The sequence below is a fragment of the Mycobacterium sp. ACS4054 genome, from assembly GCF_001667275.1.
GTDB lineage: Bacteria > Actinomycetota > Actinomycetes > Mycobacteriales > Mycobacteriaceae > Mycobacterium.
This window is the reverse complement of record NZ_LZHV01000059.1, coordinates 1-22,723: the sequence shown is the minus strand read 5'-3', so window position 1 is coordinate 22,723 and position 22,723 is coordinate 1. Positions and strand designations below refer to the sequence as shown.

The following is a 22,723-nucleotide window of genomic DNA, read 5'->3' as shown; positions in this document are numbered from 1 at the left end:
TCCTGGTGGAGCGGCTGGGTCCCACCCGCAGCCTCAGCCATCACCCCCTGATCCAAGTCGTCCTCGCCTGGCAGAACGAGGACTTCGCGGACCTGAAGTTGGGTGATCTCCACGTGACCGCGCTGCCCACCGAAACCCGCAGCGCCCGCATGGATTTGGTATTCTCGCTGGCCGAGCGCTGGACCGAGGACGGCCAGCCCGCCGGCATCGGCGGCGCGGTCGAATTCCGCACCGACGTCTACAACCGGGCCCGCATCGAAACGCTGATCGATCAGCTGCACCAGGTGCTGGTCGCGATTACCACCGACACGACGCGGCGGATCTCGTCCATCGATGTGCTCGACGAGTCCGAACAGGCCCACCTCGAGGCCATCGGAAACCGCGCGGCGCTACACCGCCCGGCGCCGGCGCCGGTGTCGATCCCGGAAATGTTTGCCGCGCAGGTGGATCGCGCCCCCGACGCCGTGGCCATCACCCACGCCGGGCGCTCGTGGACCTACCGCGCCGTCGACGAGTCATCGAATCGGCTGGCGCGCTTGCTCGTCGAGTATGGCGCCGGATCGGGGGAGTGCGTGGCGCTGCTCGCGGAGCGTTCCGCCGAGGCCGTCGTGGCGATCCTCGCGGTGCTCAAGACCGGGGCGGCCTACCTGCCCATCGATCCCGGCCTTCCCGCGGCCCGTGTCGAATTCATGCTCACCGACGCCATACCGCTCGCCGCGGTCGTCAGCCCCGAGTCGCGGTCGCGGCTCGACGGGTCGGACGTGGCCGTCATCGATTTCGACGACCCCGAAATAGCGAGCCAATCCGCCGGCGCACTACCGGCGCCGTCGCCCGAGGACATCGCCTACATCATCTACACCTCGGGCACGACCGGGGTGCCCAAGGGCGTGGCCGTCACCCACCACAACATCACCCAGCTGCTCGAGTCACTGGACGACGAGCTGCAACTCGGCGACGTGTGGTCGCAATGCCACTCGCTGGCCTTCGACTTCTCGGTCTGGGAGATCTTCGGGTCGCTGCTGCGCGGCGGTCGCCTGGTGATCGTGCCCGACTCCGTGGTCCGCTCACCGGAAGACTTGCACGCCATGCTCGTTCGGGAACGAGTCAGCGTGTTGAGCCACACCCCTTCGGCGGTCGCCGCGTTGCCGCCGCGCGGCCTGGAATCGGCGGCGACGCTCGTGATGGGCGGCGAGCCATGCCCAGCCGAGGTGGTCGACCGGTGGGCGCCCGGGCGGGTGATGGTCAACCAATACGGTCCGACCGAGACCACGATGTACGCGGCGATGACCGCCCCGCTGTCCGCGGGAACCGGAACCCCGCCGATCGGGTCACCGGTGCCCGGTGCGGCGTTGTTCGTGCTGGACACGTGGTTGCGCCCGGTGCCCGTCGGTGTGGTGGGCGAGTTGTACGTGGCCGGCCGCGGCGTCGCGTGCGGTTACGCGGGCCGGCCGGGGTTGACGGCGGCACGGTTCGTCGCCTGCCCGTTCGGCGGCCCCGCCGCGCGGATGTACCGCACCGGCGACCTGGCGTGCTGGGACCGCGACGGCCAGCTGCAGTATCTCGGGCGGATCGACGAACAGGTCAAGATCCGCGGCTACCGCATCGAACTCGGTGAAATCCGCGCGGCGCTAACGGCTTTGGGCGGCGTCGAGCGCGCCGCCGTGGTGGCCCGCGAGGACCGGCCCGGCGACAAGCGGCTGATCGCCTACATCACCGGGACCGCCGACCCCGCCACCATCCGCACCCAGCTGGCCGACCGGCTGCCGATCTACATGGTGCCGGCCGCGGTCGTCGCGGTGGACGAGCTGCCGCTGACCGTCAACGGCAAACTCGACACCCGCGCCCTGCCGGCGCCGGACTATCAGAGCACCGAGCACCACCGAGCCCCGGGCGACGCAGTCGAAGTGATCCTGGCCGGCATCTACGCCCAGGTGCTCGGCGTGGACCGCGTCGGCGTCGACGACTCCTTCTTCGACCTGGGCGGCGACAGCATCCTGTCCATGCAGGTCGTCGCCCGCGCCCGGGCGGCGGGCGTCCTGTTCCGCCCGCGCGACATCTTCGTCGAGCAGACGGTGGCCCGGCTGGCCCGGGTGGCCGGCGTGGCCACCGACGACGACGTGGTCGACGAGGGCGTCGGCGAAGTCGTCGCCACGCCGATCATGCGGTGGCTGCAGCAGATCGACGGCCCGGTCGACGAGTTCAACCAGGCGATGGTGGTGCGGGCGCCCGCGGGTGTCACCCGTGACGACGTGGTGGTGCTGCTGCAGGCGTTGCTCGATCGGCACGCCACGCTGCGGTTGCGCCTCGACGACGACGGCGAGGGCGGTTGGTCGCTGCAGGTGCCCGATCCCGGCGCGGTCGACGTTCGCGGGTGCCTGCACACCGTCGGCGAGTTGTCCGAAGCGGCGCTGGTCGCGGCGCGGTCGCGGCTGGACCCCGCCGCCGGGGTGATGCTGCGGGCGCTGTGGGCGGAGTCCAGCGGCCGGTTGGCCTTGGTGATTCATCACCTCGCCGTGGACGCGGTGTCATGGCGAATCCTGTTGGAGGACTTGAACATCGCCTGGGCCCAGCGACGCGCCGGGCAGCCGGTGGCGCTGCCCCCGGGCGGGACGTCGTTCGCCCGGTGGTCGGCGCTGCTGCGGGAGCACGCCCGGCGCCCCGAGGTCGCCGCGGCGGCGGACGCCTGGCGCCGGGTGCTGGCCACCCCGCCCGCGCTGCCGGGGGTGCGGCCCGACGCCGACACCTACCGGACGGCCGAGCACCTGTCGGTGTCGCTGGATACCGAGACCACGCGCATGTTGTTGGGGGCAGTGCCGGCGGCGTTCCACGCCGGTGTCCAGGATGTTCTGTTGGTCGCCCTCGGGTTGGCGATCAACGAATTCCTGGGCACCGGCGCGCCGCTTTCCATCGACGTCGAGGGCCACGGCCGCCGTGAGGAGGTGGGCCCGCCCGTGGACCTGTCGCGCACCGTGGGGTGGTTCACCGCCAAGTATCCGGTCGCGTTCAGCCTCGGCAAGCCGCCCTGGGCGAGGGTCAGGACGGGGGAGGCCGAGCTGGGGGCGCTGATCAAGGAGGCCAAGGAGCAGCTGCGCGCCCTGCCCGACGGACTGACCTACGGGTTGCTGCGCTACCTGAATCCCGAAGTGGCCCTTGATGATCCAGACCCGTCGATCGGCTTCAACTACCTGGGACGGCTGGGCGGGGCGGCCGAGTTGTCCGACGAGTTGTGGCGGCTCGATCAGGACAGCCTGTCGCTGACCGCCGCAGCCGCGGCGATGCCCGTGCCGTTGGGGCACACACTGGAACTGAACGCGGGCACGGTGGACGCCGCCGACGGCCCGCGCCTGCAGGCCAACTGGACGTGGGCGACCTCGGCCCTCGAACGCGGCGAGGTCCGCCGGCTCAGCCAGTTGTGGTGTGACGCCCTGACCGGCATCTGCGCCCACGTGCGAAACGGCGGCGGCGGGTTGACCCCGTCGGACATCGCGCCCGCCCGGCTGAGCCAACAGCAGATCGATGCGCTCTGCCTGCGGATCCCGACCGCCGATGTGTTGCCGCTGACCCCGTTGCAGCGGGGGTTGCTCTTCCACGCCGGCTCCGGCCAGGACCCGGGCGACGACGTGTATGCGGTGCAGCTCGACATCACCGTCTGCGGCCCGCTCGATCCGCACCGCCTGCGCGAGGCGCTGAGCAAGGTGCTCGGACGCCACCCCAACCTGATGGCCCGGTTCTGCGAGGACTTCGACGAGCCCGTGCAGATCATCCCGGCCGACCCCACCATGGCGTGGCGCTATCTCCAACTCGACGCCGACGACGCCGAACCCGACCGGCAAATCGAGCAGCTGTGCGCCGCCGAACGCGCGTCGGTGTGCGACCTGGCCGCCCGCCCGGCGTTCCGGGCCGTGTTGGTACGCACCGCAAAAGACCGGCACCGCTTCGTGTTGACCGTTCACCACATCGTGATGGACGGGTGGTCCCTGCCGATCGTGCTGCGGGAGATCTTCGCCGGCTACTACCGCGAACGGCTGCCGGCGGTGACGCCGTACCGCAGCTACCTGACCTGGCTGGCGAACCGGGACGTGGCCGCCGCGCACGCGGCGTGGCGCCACGTGCTCGACGGCTTCGACGGCCCGACGTTGGTGCGCCCGCCCGGGCGGGCGGGGCGGCGGGGCGTCGCCACCTCCCGCGTTCCGGCGGAAACCACCCGCGCCCTGAGCGCGCTGGCCCGCTCGTCGCACACCACCGTCAGCACCGTGCTGCAGGCCGCCTGGGCCCAGCTGCTGGCGTGGCTGACCGGGCAGGACGACGTGGTGTTCGGCGCCGTGGTCTCGGGCCGCCCGGCCGAGGTGCCCGGCGCCGAGTCGATGGTGGGCCTGCTGATCAACACGGTTCCGGTGCGCGCCACCATCACCGCGGCGACCACCGTCGCCGGCCTGCTCGACCAACTGCGCCGCGCCCACAACCAGACACTCGAGCACGAACACCTGGCGCTGTCCGAAATCCACCGGGCCACCGGCCACGACCAGTTGTTCGACACCCTGTTCGTGTACGAGAACTATCCGATCGACACCGCCGCGCTGGCCGGCGCCCACGACGTCACCGTCACCGACTTCACCAGCCGCGAATTCAACCACTATCCGCTTTCGGTGCAGGCCGTGCCGGGCGACGAACTCGGCCTGCGCGTCGAATTCGACACCGACGTATTCGACGCGCCCGCAATCGATGCGCTGATCGCGCGGTTGCGTCGGGTGCTGACGGCCATGACCGCCGATCCCACCCGGCTGTTGAGGGCGATCGATGCGCTCGACGAGTCGGAGCACGCCCACCTGATCGGCTGGGGCAATCGCGCCGCGCTGACCGAACCGATGGCCGGGGCGTCGATCCCGGAGCTGTTCGCCGCGCACGTGGCCCGCACCCCGCACGCGGTGGCGCTGAGCTGGCAGGGCCGCTCGACGACCTACCGTGAGCTGGACGAGGCCGCGAACCGCCTGGCGCACCTGCTGGTGCGCCACGGCGCCGGCCCCGGTGCCATTGTGGCGCTGCTGTTTTCGCGGTCCGCGGACGCGATCGTCGCGATCCTGGCGGTGCTGAAGGCGGGAGCAACCTACCTGCCGGTCGACCCCGCCGTGCCGGCGGCGCGGCTCGGGTTCATGATCGCCGACGCCGCGCCGGCCGCCGCCGTCACCACCGCCGACCTGCGGCCCCGGCTGTACGGGGCCGACCTGCCGATCGTCGATGTCAACGACGCGGCGCTGCACGCCGAACCCGCCACGCCATTGCGGCACCCCGACCCCGAGGACATCGCGTACCTGATCTACACCTCGGGCACCACCGGAGTCCCCAAGGGTGTGGCGGTCACCCACCAGAACGTGACGCAGCTGATGGCGTCGCTGCACGCCCCCCTGCCGGCGGCCGCCGCCTGGTCGCAGTGTCATTCCCTGGCCTTCGACGTCTCCGTTCAGGAGATCTTCGGCGCGCTGCTGGGCGGGGGACGGCTGGTCGTGGTCCCCGAGCCGGTCACCGGATCACCGGAAGACTTGCGGGCGTTGCTGATTCGCGAACGCGTCGGCGTGCTCAGCCAAACGCCGTCCGAGGCGGGCGCCCTGTCTCCGGAGGGCCTGGACGGGGTCGCCTTGGTGATCGGCGGTGAGCCCTGCCCGGCCGACCTGGTGGATCGGTGGGCGCCCGGCCGCGTGATGGTCAACGCCTACGGCCCGACCGAGACCACCGTCGACGCGGCGATCAGCGCCCCGCTGACCGCGGGGGCCGGGGCGCCGATCGGGTCGCCGGTATCCGGCGCGGCGCTGATGGTGTTGGACAAGTGGTTGCGGCCGGTGCCCGCCGGCGTGGTCGGCGAGTTGTATGTCGCCGGCCGCGGCGTGGCGTGCGGGTATGTGGGCCGGTCCGGGCTGACGGCGTCGCGGTTCGTGGCGTGCCCGTTCGGCGGGTTCGGGGCGCGGATGTATCGCACCGGGGACCTGGTGCGCTGGGGGCCCGACGGGCAGCTGCGGTACGTGCGGCGCGCGGACGACCAGGTCAAGATCCGCGGCTATCGCATCGAGCTCGGCGAAATCCACGCGGCGCTAACGGGTTTGGCGGGCGTCGAGCAGGCGGCGGTGATCGCCCGCGGGGGCCGGCTGGTGGGTTACGTGACGGGGACGGCCGATCCGGCCGGCGTCCGCGCCGCGCTCGCCGAGCGGTTGCCGGCCTACATGGTGCCCGCCGCGGTGGTCGTCCTGGACGCGATTCCGTTGACGGTCAACGGCAAACTCGACAGCCGTGCCCTGCCGGCGCCCGACTACCACGACGACGAACGGTACCGGCCGCCGGCAACCCCGACCGAGGGCATCCTCGCCGAAATGTACGCCCGCGTACTGGGATTGACCCGGGCCGGCGTCGAGGAGTCCTTCTTCGACCTGGGCGGGGATTCGCTGGCGGCCATGCGCCTGGTCGCCGCCGTCAACGCGGGCCTGGATACCCGGCTGTCGGTGCGCACCGTGTTCGAGGCGCCCACGATTCGCCTGCTGGCGCAGCGCATCGGCGGGGGCGGCCGGGCGCGGGCGCGCGTGGCGGCCGGGCCGCGGCCGCAAGTGTTGCCCCTGTCGTTCGCGCAATCCCGGTTGTGGTTCATCCACCAACTGCACGGGCCGTCGCCGGTGTACAACATGGCCGCGGCGCTGCGGCTGACCGGACACCTCGACGAGGACGCACTGGGCGCCGCGCTGGCCGATGTGGTGGACCGCCACGAAAGCCTGCGCACCGTGTTCGCCGCGGCCGAGGGGACGCCCCAGCAGGTGGTGCTGCCGCCGCAGCGCGCCGCTGCCGGTTGGGACGTGGTCGACGCCACCGGATGGTCGCCGGCCCGGTTGAGCGAGGCCGTCGAGGCCGCGGCGGCCCATCCCTTCGACCTGGCCACCGAGATGCCCTTGCGGGCAAGGCTTTTCCAGGTCGCCGAGGACGAGCACCTGCTGGTGACCGTCGTGCACCACATCGCCGCCGACGGCTGGTCGCTGACTCCGCTGGTGCGCGACCTGGGGGCGGCTTACGCCAGCCGGTGCGCCGGCCGCGCGCCGGGATGGCCGTCGTTGTCGGTGCAGTACGCCGACTACACGCTGTGGCAGCGGTCCCAGCTCGGCGATCTCGACGACCCCGACAGCCCGATCGCCGGTCAGCTGCGCTACTGGGAGGCCGCGCTGGCCGGAATGCCCGAGCGCCTCGAATTGCCCACCGACCGGCCGTATCCGGCGCTGGCCGACCATCGCGGAGCCACGGTGCGCGTCGACTGGCCCGCCGAGCTGCAGGACCGGGTTCGCGAGGTGGCGCGCGCCCACAACGCGACCAGTTTCATGGTGATCCAGGCCGCCCTGGCGGTGCTGCTGGCCAAGCTGAGCGCGAGTCCGGACGTGGCCGTGGGCTTTCCGATCGCCGGTCGGCCCGATCCCGCACTCGACGACGTGGTGGGCTTCTTCGTCAACACCTTGGTGCTGCGGGTCGACCTGGCCGGGAATCCCACCGTCGCCGAGCTGCTGGCGCAGGTGCGCCAGCGCAGCCTGGCCGCCTACGAACACCAGGACGTGCCCTTCGAGGTGCTGGTGGAAAGGCTAAACCCCACCCGAACCCTGGGCCACCATCCGTTGGTTCAGGTGATGCTGGCCTGGCAGAACAACGAACCCGCCGACCTGCGGCTGGGCGATCTCCGGGTCACCGCCGTTCCGGTCGACACCCGCACCGCCCGCACGGATCTGCTGTTCTCGCTGGCCGAGCGCTGGACCGACGACGGCCGGCCCGGCGGGATCGGGGGAGCCGTGGAGTTTCGCACCGATGTGTTCGACACCGCCACGGTCGCAACGTTTGTGGCACGACTCCAGCGGGTGGTGGCGGCCATGACCGCCGACCCCACCCGGCGGTTGTCCTCGATCGACATGCTCGACGAGGCGGAGCACTCCCGCATCCGGGCCATCGGCAACCACGGCGCGCTCGAGCAGGCCGCCGCCCCGACCCGGTCGATACCGGAAGCCTTCGTCGCCCAGGTGGACCGCGGCCCGGAGGCCGTGGCCATCAGCTACCGGGGCAACCGGCTGACGTACCGCGAACTCGATGACGCCGCGAACCGCCTGGCGCACCGGCTCATTGGCCACGGCGCGCGTCCCGGTGAACGGGTGGCGCTGTTGATGCCCCGGTCGGCCGAGGCGGTCGTGGCGATCCTGGCGGTGCTCAAGACCGGCGCGGCTTACGTGCCGATCGACCCCGGGCTGCCCTCGGCGCGCATCGGATTCGTGCTCACCGACGCCGCACCGGTCGCGGTGATCACCGCCGGCGGTCTGCGGTCGCGAGTGGGCGGGTGCGGCCTGCCCGTCGTCGACGTCAACGCCCCCGCGCCGACGATGCGGCCCGCCACCGCACCACCGCCGCCGGCGCCCGGGGACATCGCCTACGTCGTCTACACGTCCGGCACCACCGGCATTCCCAAAGGCGTTGCGGTCACGCATCACAACGTCACCCAGCTGCTGGAGTCGCTGGACGCCGAGCTGGAGCTCGGCCAGGTGTGGACGCTGTGCCACTCGTTGGCGTTCGACTTCTCGGTATGGGAGATCTTCGGCGCGCTGCTGCACGGGGGGCGGCTGGTGGTGGTGCCGGACGCCGTCGGCCGCTCGCCGGACGAGTTGCACGCCTTGCTGGTTCGCGAACAGGTCGGCGTGTTGAGCCAGACCCCGTCCGCGTTCTACGCGCTGCAAACCGCCGACGCGCTTTCCCCCGACCTCGCGCAACGACTCAAGCTGCAGACGCTGGTGTTCGGTGGCGAAGCGCTGGAGTCCCGGCGGCTGGGCAAGTGGCTGGACAACCATGCGGGGCGCCCGCGCCTGATCAACATGTACGGCACCACCGAGACCACCGTGCACGCCTCGTTCCGCGAGATCGTCGACCGCGACGTGCACGGCGACGCCAGCCCCATCGGAATTCCCCTGGCGCATCTCGCCTTCTTCGTGCTGGACGACTGGTTGCGGCCGGTGCCCGCCGGGGTGGTGGGCGAGTTGTATGTGGCCGGCCGGGGTGTGGCCTGTGGGTATGTAGGCCGGTCCGGGCTGACGGCATCGCGGTTCGTGGCGTGCCCGTTCGGCGGGTTCGGGGCGCGCATGTATCGCACCGGGGACCTGGTTCGGTGGGGCGCCGACGGGCAGCTGCGCTATCTCGGGCGCGCCGACGACCAGGTCAAGATCCGCGGGTATCGCATCGAGCTCGGCGAAATCCACGCGGCGTTAACGGGTTTGGCGGGCATCGAGCAGGCGGCGGTGATCGTCCGCGAGGAGCGGCTGGTGGGTTACGTGACGGGGACGGCCGATCCGGCCGGCGTCCGCGCCGCGCTCGCCGAGCGGTTGCCCGCCTACATGGTGCCCGCCGCGGTGGTCGTCGTCGACGCGATTCCGTTGACGGTCAACGGCAAACTCGACGCCCGCGCCCTGCCGGCGCCCGACTACCACGACGCGGATCGCTACCGTCCCCCGGTCAGCGCAGTCGAGGAGATCCTGGCCGGCATCTACGCCCAGGTCCTCGGCCTCGAGCGCGTCGGCGTCGACGATTCGTTCTTCGACCTGGGCGGCGATTCGCTCGCGGCCATGCGCCTGATCGCCGCCGTCAACACCGGCCTGAACGCCCACCTGGGGGTGCGATCGCTGTTCGAGGCGCCGACGGTTCACCAGTTGGCCCCGCATCTGGGTGCGAACGGGGCCGGACGCGCGCCGTTGGTGGCGATGCAACGGCCCCAGGTGATCCCGCTGTCCTTCGCCCAGTCCCGGTTGTGGTTCCTCGACCAGCTGCAGGGACCCTCGGCCGTGTACAACATGGCGGCGGCGCTGCGGCTGAGCGGGCGCCTGGATGCCGACGCGTTCCGCGCCGCGCTGGGCGACGTGGTGGCCCGGCACGAAAGCCTGCGCACGGTCTTCATCGCCGCGGAGGGGACACCCCAACAGGTCGTGGTGGCGCCGGAGGACGCCGACGTCGGCTGCGACGTGGTCGACGCCAGCGCCTGGTCGCCGGGCCGCCTGGCAGAGGCCGTCGAGACCGTGGCGCATTACGCGTTCGACCTGGGCACCGAAATACCCTTGCGGGCTTGGCTTTTCAATACGGCCGAGGCGGAGCACGTGTTGGTGGCGGTGCTGCACCACATCGCCGCCGACGGCCTGTCGCTCGCCCCGCTGGTACGCGATCTCGGCGTGGCCTACGCCGGCCGGTGTGCCGGCCAAGCCCCGGACTGGGCGCCCCTGGCGGTGCAGTACGCCGATTACACGCTGTGGCAACGCAACCAGTTCGGCGACCTGGACGACCCGGACAGCCCCATCGCCGGGCAGCTGCGGTTCTGGGAGCATCACCTCGCCGGGATGCCCGAGCGACTGGTGCTGCCGACCGATCGGCCCTACCCGCTGGTGGCCGATCACCGCGGCGCCACCGTGAGCGTGCAGTGGCCGGCCGCGTTGCAGCAGCGGGTCCGCGAGGTGGCGCGGGCGCACAACGCCACCAGCTTCATGGTGGTCCAGGCCGCGCTGGCGGTGCTGCTGTCGACCCTGAGCGGAAGCAGTGAGGTGGCCGTCGGCTTCCCCATCGCCGGCCGGCGCGACCCTGTGCTCGACGACGTGGTGGGCTTCTTCGTCAACACCCTGGTGCTGCGGACGGAACTCGCCGGCGACCCGACGGTCGCGCAGGTGCTGGCGCAGGTCCGCGGGCGCAGCCTGGCCGCCTACGAGCACCAGGACGTGCCCTTCGAGGTGCTGGTGGAGCGGCTTCGCCCCGCCCGCAGCCTGAGCCACCACCCGCTGGTGCAGGTGATGCTGGCCTGGCAGGACAGTGACGCCGCCGGGTTCAGCCTGGGTGACCTGCACGTCGCCCCACTGCCGGTCGACACCCACACCGCCCGCATGGACCTGACCTTCTCGCTGGCCGAACACTCAGACCACGCCGGCGAACCCGCCGGGATCGGCGGGCAGGTCGAGTTCCGCACCGACGTGTTCGACGCCGACACCATCGAAACGTTGGTCAACCGCCTGCACCAGGTGTTGGTGGCGATGACCGCGGACCCCGGTCGCCTGTTGTCGTCGATCGACGTCCTCGATGACGACGAGCGCGCCCGCCTCGACGAGTGGGGTAACCGCGCGGTGGCCAACCGGCGGGTGACCTGCCCGTCGATCCTGGAGGTGTTCGCCGCGCAGGTGGATCGCGCGCCGGAGGCGGTCGCCGTCAGCTGCGGGAACCGCTCGCTGACCTATCGCGAACTCGACCGCGCCGCGAACCGATTGGCCCACCTGCTGGCCGGCCGCGGGGCCCGGGCCGGGGAATGCGTTGGCCTGCTCATGGACCGCTCGGCCGAGGCGATCGTCGCGATCATGGCGGTGCTCAAGACCGGGGCGGCGTACCTGCCCGTCGACCCGGCGCTGCCCGCGGCCCGGATCGAGTTCATCCTCACCGACGCCGCGCCGATCGCCGCGCTGACGACGAACGCCTTGCGGTCGCGGTTGTCCGGCTTCGGACTGGCGGTGGTCGACGTCGACGACCCGGCCCTCGCCGCCCAGCCCGAGGGCGCCGTGCCGACGGCCCCGGCGGCCGACGACATCGCCTACCTCATCTACACGTCGGGTACCACCGGCACGCCGAAAGGTGTTGCCATCACTCACCGTAACGTCACGCAACTGTTCGCACCCCTCGACGCGCCACTGCGGGCGGCCGGCGTGTGGTCGCAGAGCCACTCGCTGGTGTTCGACGTGTCGGTGTGGGAGATCTTCGGCGCGCTGCTGCACGGCGGACGGGTGCTGGTGGTGCCGGACGCGACGGCCCGGTCCCCGAAGGACCTGCACGCCCTGCTGAGCGCCGAAGAGGTCACGGTGCTCACCCAAACCCCCTCGGAGGCCGGCATGCTCGCGCCCGACGGGCTGGACGCGGCCTTGGTGGTGGCCGGCGAGGCGTGCCCGGAGGAGGTGGTGGACCGCTGGGCGCCCGGGCGGACGATGCTCAACCTCTACGGCCCCACCGAGACCACGATGTGCGTGGCGATCAGCGCGCCGCTGGAGCCCGAGTCGGGCACGCCGCCGATCGGTTCGCCGGTGCCGGGGTCGGCCCTCTTCGTGCTCGACGCGTCGTTGCGACCCGTGCCCACCGGGGTGATCGGCGAGCTGTACGTGGCCGGGGCGGGGATGGGCTACGGGTACGTGCGCCGGGGCGCCCTGACCGCGTCGCGGTTCGTGGCGTGCTCCTTCGGCGCGCCCGGGACGCGGATGTATCGCACCGGCGACCTGGTCTGCTGGGGCCCGGACGGGCAACTGCGGTATCTCGGCCGCGCCGACGAACAGGTCAAGATCCGGGGCCACCGCATCGAACTCGGGGAGGTTCGCGCCGTCCTGGCCGGGTTGGGCGGGGTCGAGCAGGCGGCGGTGATCGCCCGCGAGGACCGCCCGGGCGACCGGCGGCTGGTGGGCTACGTCACCGGGACCGCGGACCCGGCCGCGATGCGGGCGGCGGCGGCAGATCGGTTGCCCGCCTACATGGTTCCGGCCGCGGTCGTGGTGCTGGACGCGTTGCCGCTGACGGTCAACGGCAAACTCGACAGTCGCGCGTTGCCGGCCCCGAAATACACCGACGACGATCGCTACCGCCCGCCCGCCACGCCGGTCGAGGAGACCCTGGCCGACATCTACGCCCAGGTGTTGGGGGTGCCGCGCGTCGGAGTCGAGGAGTCGTTCTTCGACCTGGGCGGCGACTCGCTGTCCGCGATGCGCCTGGTCGCCGCGATCCACGCGACCATGGGTATCCCGCTGCCCGTACGCGCCGTCTTCGACGCACCGTCAGTGCGCAGCCTGAGTCAGCAATTAGACCGTCATGCAAGCGATTTCGTGGCCGCACGGCGACGCGGCGCAAGTTTCGCCTCGGTGCACGGCCGCGACGCGACCGAGGTGTACGCGAGCGATCTGACGCTGGACAAGTTCATCGACGCGGAGACGTTGAGCGCGGCGCCGGCGCTGCCGGGTCCGAGCTCGATGGTGCGCACGGTCCTGCTGACGGGGGCGACGGGCTTTGTGGGCCGATACTTGGCGTTGCAGTGGCTCGAGCAGCTGGAGCTGGTGGACGGCAAGCTGATCTGCCTGGTGCGGGCCGGCTGCGACGAGGAGGCGTGGCAGCGGCTGCGGGAGACCTTCGACAGCGGGGATCCCCGGCTGCTCGACCACTTCACGGAGCTGGCCGCCGACCACCTGGAGGTCATCGCCGGGGACAAGTCCGCGACGAATCTCGGGCTCGACGAGGGCACCTGGCAGCGGCTGGCCGACACCGTCGACCTGATCGTCGACTCGGCGGCCCTGGTCAACGGCCTGCTGCCGTACAGCGAACTGTTCGGGCCCAACGTCGCGGGCACCGCCGAACTGATCCGGGTGGCGCTGACCACCAAAGTCAAGCCCTACACCTACGTCTCGACCGCGAACGTCGGGGATGGCGTCGACCCGGCGGCGTTCACCGAGGACGCCGACATCCGGGTCGTCAGCCCAACCCGGGTCGTCGACGGCGCCTACTCCAACGGTTACGGCAACAGCAAGTGGGCCGGCGAGGTGTTGCTGCGCGAGGCCAACGACCTGTGCGGGCTGCCGGTCTCGGTCTTCCGCTGCGACATGATCCTCGCCGACACCAGTTACGCGGGCCAGCTCAACCTTTCGGACGTGTTCACCCGCATGGTGCTGAGCATCGCGGCCACCGGCATCGCCCCCCGCTCGTTCTATCGCCTCGACGCCGGGGGCAACCGCCCGCGCACGCACTTCGACGCGCTCCCGGTCGAATTCGTCGCCGAGGCGATCACCAAGCTGGGCGCCCACGGCGTCGAGGGGTTCGAGACCTATCACGTGATGAACCCGCATGACGACGGCATCGGCATCGATCAGTACGTCGACTGGCTGATCGAGGCCGGTCACCCGATTGAGCGGATCGACGACTTCGGTGACTGGTTCCGGCGCTTCGAGGCCGCGCTGCGCGACTTGCCCGAGCGCCAGCGCCAACACTCGGTGCACCCGCTGCTGCAGTTGCCGAGCGGACAGCAGGTCGAGCCCGGGGACCCGGGCCGCGGTTCGCTCGCCGCCGCCGAGCGATTCCGCGCCGCGGTGCGGGAGGCGAAGCTCGGCCCCGACGGCGACGATCCGGACATCCCGCACGTGTCGGCGCCCGTCATCGTCAAGTACGTGACCGACCTGCAGCTGCTCGGACTGCTCTAGGCGCCGCTCGTAAGCCGCTCTGCGGCAAAGGGTTTCGGGCGGGTGGTAACCGTGTCGCGGCGTTCGGGCCTTGGCGTGGCGATTGCTGACTAACATGGCCGGTGATCGCGCCCGACGAAAGTGCTCACCATGACAACAGCCCGCGTGCCCAAATTGCCGCTCGACGAGGCCACGGCCGCCGCCGACGAAGCGGCCGTGCCCAACTACATGGCCGAGCTGAGCATCTTCCAGGTGCTGCTCAACCACCCGCCGCTGGCGCGCGCCATCAACGACCTGCTCGCCACCATGCTCTGGCACGGCGCGCTCGACCCGCGGCTGCGCGAGTTGGTGATCATGCGGATCGGCTGGCTCACGGCGTGCGACTACGAGTGGACGCAGCACTGGCGGGTGGCATCGAGGCTGGGGGTGGCCCCCGACGACCTGCTCGGTGTGCGGGACTGGCAGGCGCACGACGGGTTCGGCGCAGTCGAGCGGGCGGTGCTGGCCGCCACCGACGACGTGGTGCGCGACGGCGCGGTGAGCGCGGCCAGCTGGGCGGCCTGCGAGCGTGAATTACAGGGTGACACAACGGTTCTCATCGAGCTGGTCACCGCGATCGGCGCCTGGCGGATGGTCGCCTCGATCCTGCAGAGTCTGCAAGTGCCGCTCGAAGAGGGGGTGTCCAGCTGGCCGCCGGACGGGCGGTCGCCGGCGGCGGCCGTAATCGATTGACATATCGATCGATAGCTCTTTAGCGTCGGGCAATGCGAACCAAAGTCGCCGAGCTGCTCGGCGTCGAATTCCCCATCTGCGCGTTCAGCCACTGCCGCGATGTGGTGGCCGCGGTGACCAACGCGGGCGGCTTCGGCGTCCTCGGCGCGGTCGCGCACAGCGCCCAGCGACTGGACAGCGAGCTGACGTGGATCGCCGAGCAGACGGGCGGCAAGCCCTTCGGGGTGGATCTGCTGTTGCCGCCCAAGTACGTCGGGGCGGACGAGGGCGGCATCGACGCCGCGCAGGCGCGGGCGCGGCTGCCCGAGGAACACCGCGCGTTCGTCGACGACATCCTGGCCCGCTACGGAATCACCGCGCCGGCGCAGGAGGCGCGCGCCTCCGCCGGTGGGCTCAACATTTCGCCCAAGGGTTACGAGCCGCTGCTGGACGTGGCGTTCGCCCACGACGGCGTCCGGCTGGTCGCCAGCGCGCTCGGGCCGCCCCCGGCGGACCTCGTCGAACGCGCCCACGACCGCGACGTGCTGGTGGCCGCCTTGGCCGGGACCACGCGGCACGCGCAACGGCACGCGGCCGCCGGGGTCGACCTGATCGTCGCGCAGGGCACCGAGGCCGGCGGGCACACCGGTGAGGTCGCCACCATGGTCCTGGTGCCCGAGGTCGTCGACGCGGTGTCGCCGGTGCCGGTTCTCGCCGCGGGCGGCATCGCGCGCGGCCGCCAGATCGCGGCGGCGCTGGCGCTGGGCGCCGGGGGCGTCTGGTGCGGCTCGGTGTGGCTGACCACCGAAGAGGCCGAGACGCCGCCGGTGGTCAAGGACAAGTTCCTGGCCGCCACCTCCTCGGACACCGTGCGGTCGCGGTCGCTGACCGGCAAGCCGGCGCGGATGCTGCGCACGGCCTGGACCGACGAATGGGACCGCCCGGAGAAACCCGACCCCCTCGGCATGCCCTTGCAGACCGCGCTGGTCACCGAGCCGCAGGTGCGCATCAACTCCGCGGCCGGGCACCCCGGGGCCAAGGCGCGCGAGCTGGCCACCTACTTCGTCGGCCAGGTCGTGGGCTCCCTTGACCGGGTTCGTCCGACGCGGGCGGTGGTGCTCGACATGGTCGAGGAGTTCATCGACACCGTGGGGCGGCTCGAGGGCTTGATCGAGCGCTGACGCGCGCCGGCGCCGTTTCGCGTCTGCGCCCATGGCTTTCGGTGTGCGCTCACGGCGGCGACACGCCGACGGCTCCCGCCGTCCAGACACACGCGGTGCCGGGTCCGCAAACAAAAAATGAACACTCGGTGCCGGCCAGCTCCGCCAAAGCCGCAGGTCAAACCCTTTAACCTGATGAAAGCCTGTGGGCAGGCCCCGGAGAACCGTAAAGGTTGTGAAACAGGCGGCCGGGGAGTTTGACCCGGTCGGACCCGTCGTGCATTATCGGTCGGGTAAGCACCTCGTTAGGTGAGGCGTCTACACGAATACAGGCCACTGACCCCGAACGTCGAAAGACGCCCCGGGTCAGGACAGCTCCTCCCGGCTTAAGGGTTGAGCCCAGGTGGCTTCCGGACATCGGACACGTCGTGTGGTGCCAAAGCTCTGACGAGAGGGGTGCGGATCTCCGACGGTCGTCGGGTTTCTGCTCCTCATGCTGTGCGCAATCGCGTGCGGACCATCCGCATGCGTCGTGGCCGCGAGGAGGTGAGGGACACATGAGTTCCAACGACAGTCCGGACCGAAGTCCGAACTCCGTCTCGTCCCGATCCGACTTCCGGCGCGACGTTCTCGGCTGAGGCGTCACAACGCTAAGTGCCTTGTCGGCCAAGCGTTCTCAAAGGATCGGAACCGGGACGGGACCTCGACACGTCCGTTCAGATAGTCCCCGTTTTCCGAACTCCGCCTAGGAGGCGACCATGACCGTAGCTCTCTACGACGAAGTGGCCACCGTAGCGCCCGCCCGCACACTGAAGGTGGTGCGCGACGGCGAGACCGCCCCGGTGCGCAAGAAGGCCGCCGGCAAGGCCAACACCCCCGTCTTCGCCGGCGACCCGCTGGTGGAAGGCGCCACCCGGCTGCTGAGCATCCCGCTGCGCCACCTGTACGCGGCGCTGCTGCGGGCCGGTGTGCTCGAAATCCAGGCCTGATCGATGAACAGCGATCAACCAGGGCTCCAAGGGGCTACCCGGCCGCAGGTGTTTCCTGAGGCCAGGTAGCCCCTTGGGGTGCCGCGCCTGAGTAGAATCGAGCCACTGGCGTCGATCCGGCATCACCGGGGAGCCTTCGGAAGAACAGCCGGCTTCTTTCCCTGGCCAGCTCAGTAGAACCGAACGGGTGGGCCCGTCACAGCCTCCAACGAGCGGCCACGCGACGGCGTGGCAAGCGGGGTGGTACCGCGGCGCTCGCGCAGACAGCGCGTCGTCGTCCCCAATAGGCGCTACCAGTGCCCGACGGCACTGAGGCACAGGAGACGACGCACCAGGTGATTTCAAGTGACCGACAACGCTGAGCGCAAGGCCTATCCGAAGCCGGCCGGCGGCGCGCCCGACTTCCCGGCCCTCGAGCTCGAAGTCCTCGACTACTGGGCCCGCGACGACACGTTCCGCGCCAGCATCGCACGTCGTGACGGCGCACCGGAATACGTGTTCTACGACGGCCCGCCGTTCGCCAACGGGCTGCCGCACTACGGGCATCTGCTCACCGGCTACGTGAAGGACATCGTCCCGCGGTATCGCACCATGCGCGGCTACAAAGTGGAGCGCCGGTTCGGCTGGGACACGCACGGGCTGCCCGCGGAGCTCGAGGTCGAGCGCCAGCTCGGCATCAACGACAAATCGCAGATCGACGACATGGGCATCGCCGCGTTCAACGACGCGTGCCGCGCCTCGGTGTTGCGCTACACCGACGAATGGCGGGCGTACGTCACCCGGCAGGCCCGCTGGGTCGACTTCGACAACGACTACAAGACGCTCGACCTGTCCTACATGGAGTCGGTGATCTGGGCGTTCAAGCAGCTCTGGGACAAGGGCCTGGCCTACGAGGGATACCGCGTCCTGCCGTACTGCTGGCGCGACGAAACCCCGTTGTCCAACCACGAATTGCGCATGGACGACGACGTTTACCAAAGCCGCCAGGACCCGGCGCTGACGGTCGGCTTCCGGGTGGCCGACGGCCCGCTGGCCGGCGCCCACCTGCTGGTCTGGACCACCACGCCGTGGACCCTGCCGTCGAACCTGGCGGTCGCGGTCAACCCGGAGGTCACCTACGTCGAGGTCGCGGCCGGCGAGCGTCGTTTCGTGCTGGCGCAGCCCCGGCTGGCGGCCTACGCCCGCGAGCTGGGCGACGAGCCCGAGATCCTGGGCACCTACTCCGGCGCCGACCTGCTCGGCACCCGCTACGTGCCGCCGTTCCCGTATTTCATGGACAGCCCCAAGGCTTTTCAGGTGCTGCCCGGGGACTTCGTCACCACCGAGGACGGCACCGGCATCGTGCACATGGCGCCGGCCTACGGCGAGGACGACATGGCGACCACCGACAAGGCCGGCATCGTGCCGGTCACGCCGGTCGATTCCAAGGGCCGCTTCGACGCCAGCGTCCCGGATTACCAGGGGCAGCGCGTTTTCGACGCCAACCCGAACATCATCCGGGATTTGAAGAACGGCAGCGGTCCCGCGGCGGCCAACGGCGCGGTGCTGCTCCGCCACGAGACCTACGAGCACCCCTACCCGCACTGCTGGCGCTGCCGTAACCCGCTGATCTATCGCGCGGTGTCTTCCTGGTTCGTCGCGGTCACCGCGTTTCGCGACCGGATGGTGGAACTCAACCAGCAGATCACCTGGTACCCCGAACACGTCAAGGACGGCCAGTTCGGCAAGTGGCTGCAGGGCGCGCGCGACTGGTCGATCTCACGAAACCGATACTGGGGCAGCCCCATTCCGGTGTGGAAGTCCGACGATCCGGCGTACCCGCGCATCGATGTCTACGGCAGCCTCGACGAGCTGGAGCGCGACTTCGGGGTGCGGCCCACCAATCTGCACCGGCCCTACATCGACGAGCTGACCCGGCCCAACCCCGACGACCCGACCGGCCGCAGCACCATGCGCCGCATCACCGACGTGCTCGACGTGTGGTTCGACTCGGGCTCGATGCCGTACGCCCAGGTGCACTACCCGTTCGAGAACGCGGAGTGGTTCGACACGCACTACCCGGGGGACTTCATCGTCGAGTACATCGGGCAGACCCGCGGCTGGTTCTACACGCTGCACGTGCTGGCCACCGCGCTGTTCGATCGCCCGTCGTTCAAAACCTGTGTCGCGCACGGGATCGTGCTCGGGTCGGACGGCCAGAAGATGAGCAAGTCGTTGCGCAACTACCCGGACGTGAGCGAGGTGTTCGACCGCGACGGCTCCGACGCCATGCGGTGGTTCCTGATGGCCTCGCCGATCCTGCGGGGCGGCAACCTGATCGTCACCGAGCAGGGCATCCGCGACGGCGTGCGCCAGGTCCTGCTGCCGCTGTGGAACGCGTACAGCTTCTTGGCCCTCTACGCGCCCAAAGTCGGCACCTGGCGCACCGATTCGCTTCAGGTGCTGGACCGCTACATCCTGGCCAAGCTCGCCGAACTGCGCGACGACCTGACCGGTGAGATGGACACCTGCGACATCTCGCGGGCCTGCGAGCAGCTGCGCCAGTTCACCGAGGCGTTGACGAATTGGTATGTGCGGCGGTCGCGTTCGCGGTTCTGGGAAGAGGACGCCGACGCCATCGACACCCTGCACACCGTGCTCGAGGTGACGGCCCGGCTGGCCGCGCCGCTGCTTCCGTCGGTCACCGAGATCATCTGGCGCGGCCTCACCGGCGGGCGGTCGGTGCACCTCACCGATTGGCCCGACGCCGAAGCGCTGCCCGCCGACCCCGACCTGGTCGCCGCGATGGATCAGGTCCGCGAGGTGTGCTCGGCCGCGTCTTCCCTGCGCAAGGCCAAGAAACTCCGCGTGCGCCTGCCGCTGCCGAAATTGACCGTGGCCGTGGAGAACCCGCGTCGGCTGGAGCCGTTCACCGACCTGATCGCCGATGAGCTCAACGTGAAGAGCGTCGAGCTGACCGACGCGATCGACACCTACGGCCGCTTCGAGCTCACGGTCAACGCCCGCGTGGCCGGGCCGCGCCTGGGCAAGGACGTGCAGGCCGCCATCAAGGCGGTCAAGGCGGGGGAGGGCGTCGTCAACCCCGACGGCACGCTGACGGCCGGGCCCGCGGTGCTGCAACCCGACGAATACAGCTCGCGGCTGGTCGCCGCCGACCCGGAGTTCACCGCGGCGCTGCCGGGCGGGGCCGGCCTGGTGGTGCTGGACGGCACCGTAACCCCGGAGCTCGACGCCGAGGGGTGGGCCAAGGACCGCATCCGCGAGCTGCAGGAGCTGCGCAAGTCGACCGGGCTTCAGGTGTCCGACCGGATCGCCGTGGTGATGTCGGTGCCGGCCGAGCGGGCCGACTGGGCGGCCGCGCATCGCGACCTGATCGCCGGCGAGATCCTCGCCACCCGTTTCGAATTCGGGGAACCCGCCGACGGCGCCGACATCGGCGACGGGGTCCGGGTGAGCATCGCCAAGGTCTAGGCGCGCTCAGGGGCACATGAAGGCGATGGGCGGGCCGGTGCTCAGATCGCCGCGATGATCTCCGCTCGCTTGCGGTCGTAATCGGCGTCGGTGATCGCCCCGGCGGCGCGCAGCGCCTCGAGCTCGCTCAGTCGTTCAGCGGCCGGGCGTTGCGGCGCAGCAGGTTTCGCAGGGCCGCCCTCACCGCTTGCCCTGGCCTCCGCGAGGATGTCTTGGAGCCGTCGTCCGCCGATGGTGATGTTCGGCCCGGCCTCGTGCGGTGCCGGCGCGGCGCCCAGCGCGTCGATGATGCGTTGGCCCGGCTCGTCCTTGGCGATGACGAAGGCGTGCGGTAGGCCCGGGATGCGCTGGCCGGACGCCGCCCGCTGCGCGGCGATCTGCTGCGCGACCCGGCCACTGTCGCCGTCGATCGGCAACCACAGGGTGATGATTTGCCGGTCGTCGGGCGGCCCGCCCGCCCTCGCCACCGCGTCGCTGCCGGCACGTGCGCGAAAGCCCGTGCGATCCCACGCCTTGAGCACCTGGCCGGCCACCGGGGCGCCTCGGTGTTGCTTGTCTTCGAGCGCGTAGACGTGGGATGCGGTGACGGCCAGGATGAAGCTCTTCGGCAGGCCGGTGCCGTTGGGCACCCGCTTCCAATGCACTTCACCGCCGCCCGACGGATAGATCTGCATGGCCTTGGTCGATGTCTGCTCGCATCGTGTGGCTGCCTCGACCGGTTGACGCAGGATTTCCGACGCCACGGCGATGGCCTGCTGGTTGATCGCTGGGTCGCGCTGCGCGCGGGACCACATCTTCATAGTTGCTCCCTTTCCGAGGGTTTCGCTGTTCTTGGCTGACGGGCCGCATCCGTATGCAACGGAACCACCTCGGCCGCGCTCCCGATCCCAATAAATCGGGGTCCGGCGCCGGCGCTGGTCACAGGGTGTCGACGATCAGTCCTCGCTTGGCGGTGTACTCGAGCTCAGAGATGGCCCCCGCGGCGCGAAGCGTCTCCAGCTGCCGCAGTCGTTCGGCGGCTGAATCGACCGGATCGGATGAGCGGGCGGCGTCTCGTCGCGAGATACATTGCGCGACAGCGTCGTGACCTCCTGCCAGCGCCGTCAAACCCCGATTGGTGGGACGCCAGTTATCGACCTTCCCCTCGCCGCCGACGCTCAGGTAGACCAGTTCGCAGTGCTCCAACACCTGCAGGGCCTCTCGTACCGGCGCGACCAGCTTCTTCAGGCTCATGGCTCGCTGGCCGCGGGAGGTGAACTCGGTGCGGCGCAGCACCCATCTGAGGAAGTCGTACTGCGTGAGCGGCTTGCCGGGCTTGGGCCCGTCGGACCCGAAGGCCGCCATCAGCTGAGCGGCCAGCTCCGCCGTCGGCGGCAAATCGACCACGCGGGCAAACTCGTCGTCTCGGGCGCGCCGCACCTCGGCGCGCGCCGCCTTCAGGGTTCTCAACAACGACACGGCGGTCCTCCCTCACTCGCGAGCGCTCGATTACCTACTGTGCGGCAGTGAACCGCTCGGCGCATGAATTTTCGCCGCATATTCGGCCCGCGGCCATTTGGAGAACGGCGAGCCCGGGCCGTCCGCGGCTCGGTGGGCCGGGGGGTCGGGGGAAAAGTTGTTGAAAAAAGTGTCCGCGTCACCCGGGCTGGCTGCTCCTACCTGTGACGGCGGCCCATCGGGGGTCGCGACCACAGTAAGGAACAGCCATGAGCGTGATCGAAGACTTTCAGTCGACGACCTTCGCCGCCCTCCCGCACGAGGACCTGACCGTCGGCGAGGCGTGGGCCTCGAGCCCGCTGGGCGACCCCGAGATCGAGGACGGTTCGCTGTCCCAGCCCGGCGAGTTTGACGACTCCGCGGCCACCAACGTGATCGCGAAGCCGCGCTCGCGGGGGACGAACGCCCTGCTGGCGGGGGCGGTGGTCGCGGCGTTCGGAGCGGTCGCCGGGCTCGGCCTGCTGCTGATCGACGGCTCCAAGGAGCACAAGCCCGCCGTCGTGGTTCCGAATTCCAGCGTCGGTTCGATGACGCCGGCCCCCAGCGCGGTTGCGCCGCCGCCCGTGGCGCCGGCCCCGCCGTCGGCGCCCACCCCTCCCGACGCCCTCTCGCCCGGACCCGTCGGCGGTGGGGAGGCGCCCGTCGTGATCGCGCCCGCGCCGGCGGGGGCACCGGCGGG

The 22,723-nt window shown here is 70.7% G+C and carries 7 protein-coding genes, 1 pseudogene and 1 riboswitch; of the genes and pseudogenes, 6 read left to right on the top strand and 2 right to left on the bottom strand.

Annotation, left to right across the window (positions count from 1 at the left end; translation table 11 throughout):
- The 5 genes from A5730_RS18000 to ileS all read left to right on the top strand — a co-directional run.
- On the top strand, window positions 1-14,237 hold a 14,237-nt coding region (locus tag A5730_RS18000; protein WP_156745858.1), incomplete at its 5' end, for a non-ribosomal peptide synthetase.
- Window positions 14,238-14,366: 129 nt separating this feature from the next.
- Window positions 14,367-14,948, top strand: a complete 582-nt coding sequence (locus A5730_RS17995; RefSeq protein WP_067903208.1) for a carboxymuconolactone decarboxylase family protein — start codon at window positions 14,367-14,369, stop codon at window positions 14,946-14,948.
- 32 nt (window positions 14,949-14,980) lie between these two features.
- Complete coding sequence (locus A5730_RS17990) at window positions 14,981-16,108, top strand: nitronate monooxygenase family protein (RefSeq protein ID WP_067903204.1); 1,128 nt, start codon at window positions 14,981-14,983, stop codon at window positions 16,106-16,108.
- Window positions 16,109-16,381: 273 nt separating this feature from the next.
- Window positions 16,382-16,550, top strand: a riboswitch (M-box (ykoK) riboswitch).
- Between the two features lie 295 nt (window positions 16,551-16,845).
- A complete protein-coding gene (locus A5730_RS17985; RefSeq protein ID WP_067820064.1) occupies window positions 16,846-17,076 on the top strand; it encodes an Rv1535 family protein in 231 nt (76 codons plus the stop codon).
- A 345-nt stretch (window positions 17,077-17,421) separates the two neighbouring features.
- Complete coding sequence (ileS, locus tag A5730_RS17980) at window positions 17,422-20,547, top strand: isoleucine--tRNA ligase (protein ID WP_067903201.1); 3,126 nt, start codon at window positions 17,422-17,424, stop codon at window positions 20,545-20,547.
- A 41-nt stretch (window positions 20,548-20,588) separates the two neighbouring features.
- Here the strand turns inward: ileS and A5730_RS17975 are convergent, their stop codons facing one another.
- Both A5730_RS17975 and A5730_RS25440 read right to left on the bottom strand, forming a co-directional pair.
- Window positions 20,589-21,347: an SHOCT domain-containing protein gene (locus tag A5730_RS17975; protein ID WP_067903198.1), complete on the bottom strand. Its 759-nt coding sequence runs from the start codon at window positions 21,345-21,347 to the stop codon at window positions 20,589-20,591.
- Window positions 21,348-21,465: 118 nt separating this feature from the next.
- Entirely contained in the window at window positions 21,466-22,005 is a 540-nt protein-coding gene (locus A5730_RS25440; protein WP_067903195.1) for a hypothetical protein, read from the bottom strand.
- 248 nt (window positions 22,006-22,253) lie between these two features.
- On the opposite strand from A5730_RS25440, the pseudogene A5730_RS17965 reads away from it, so the two are divergent.
- Window positions 22,254-22,723 (top strand): annotated as a pseudogene (locus tag A5730_RS17965) (hypothetical protein); the annotation flags it as partial.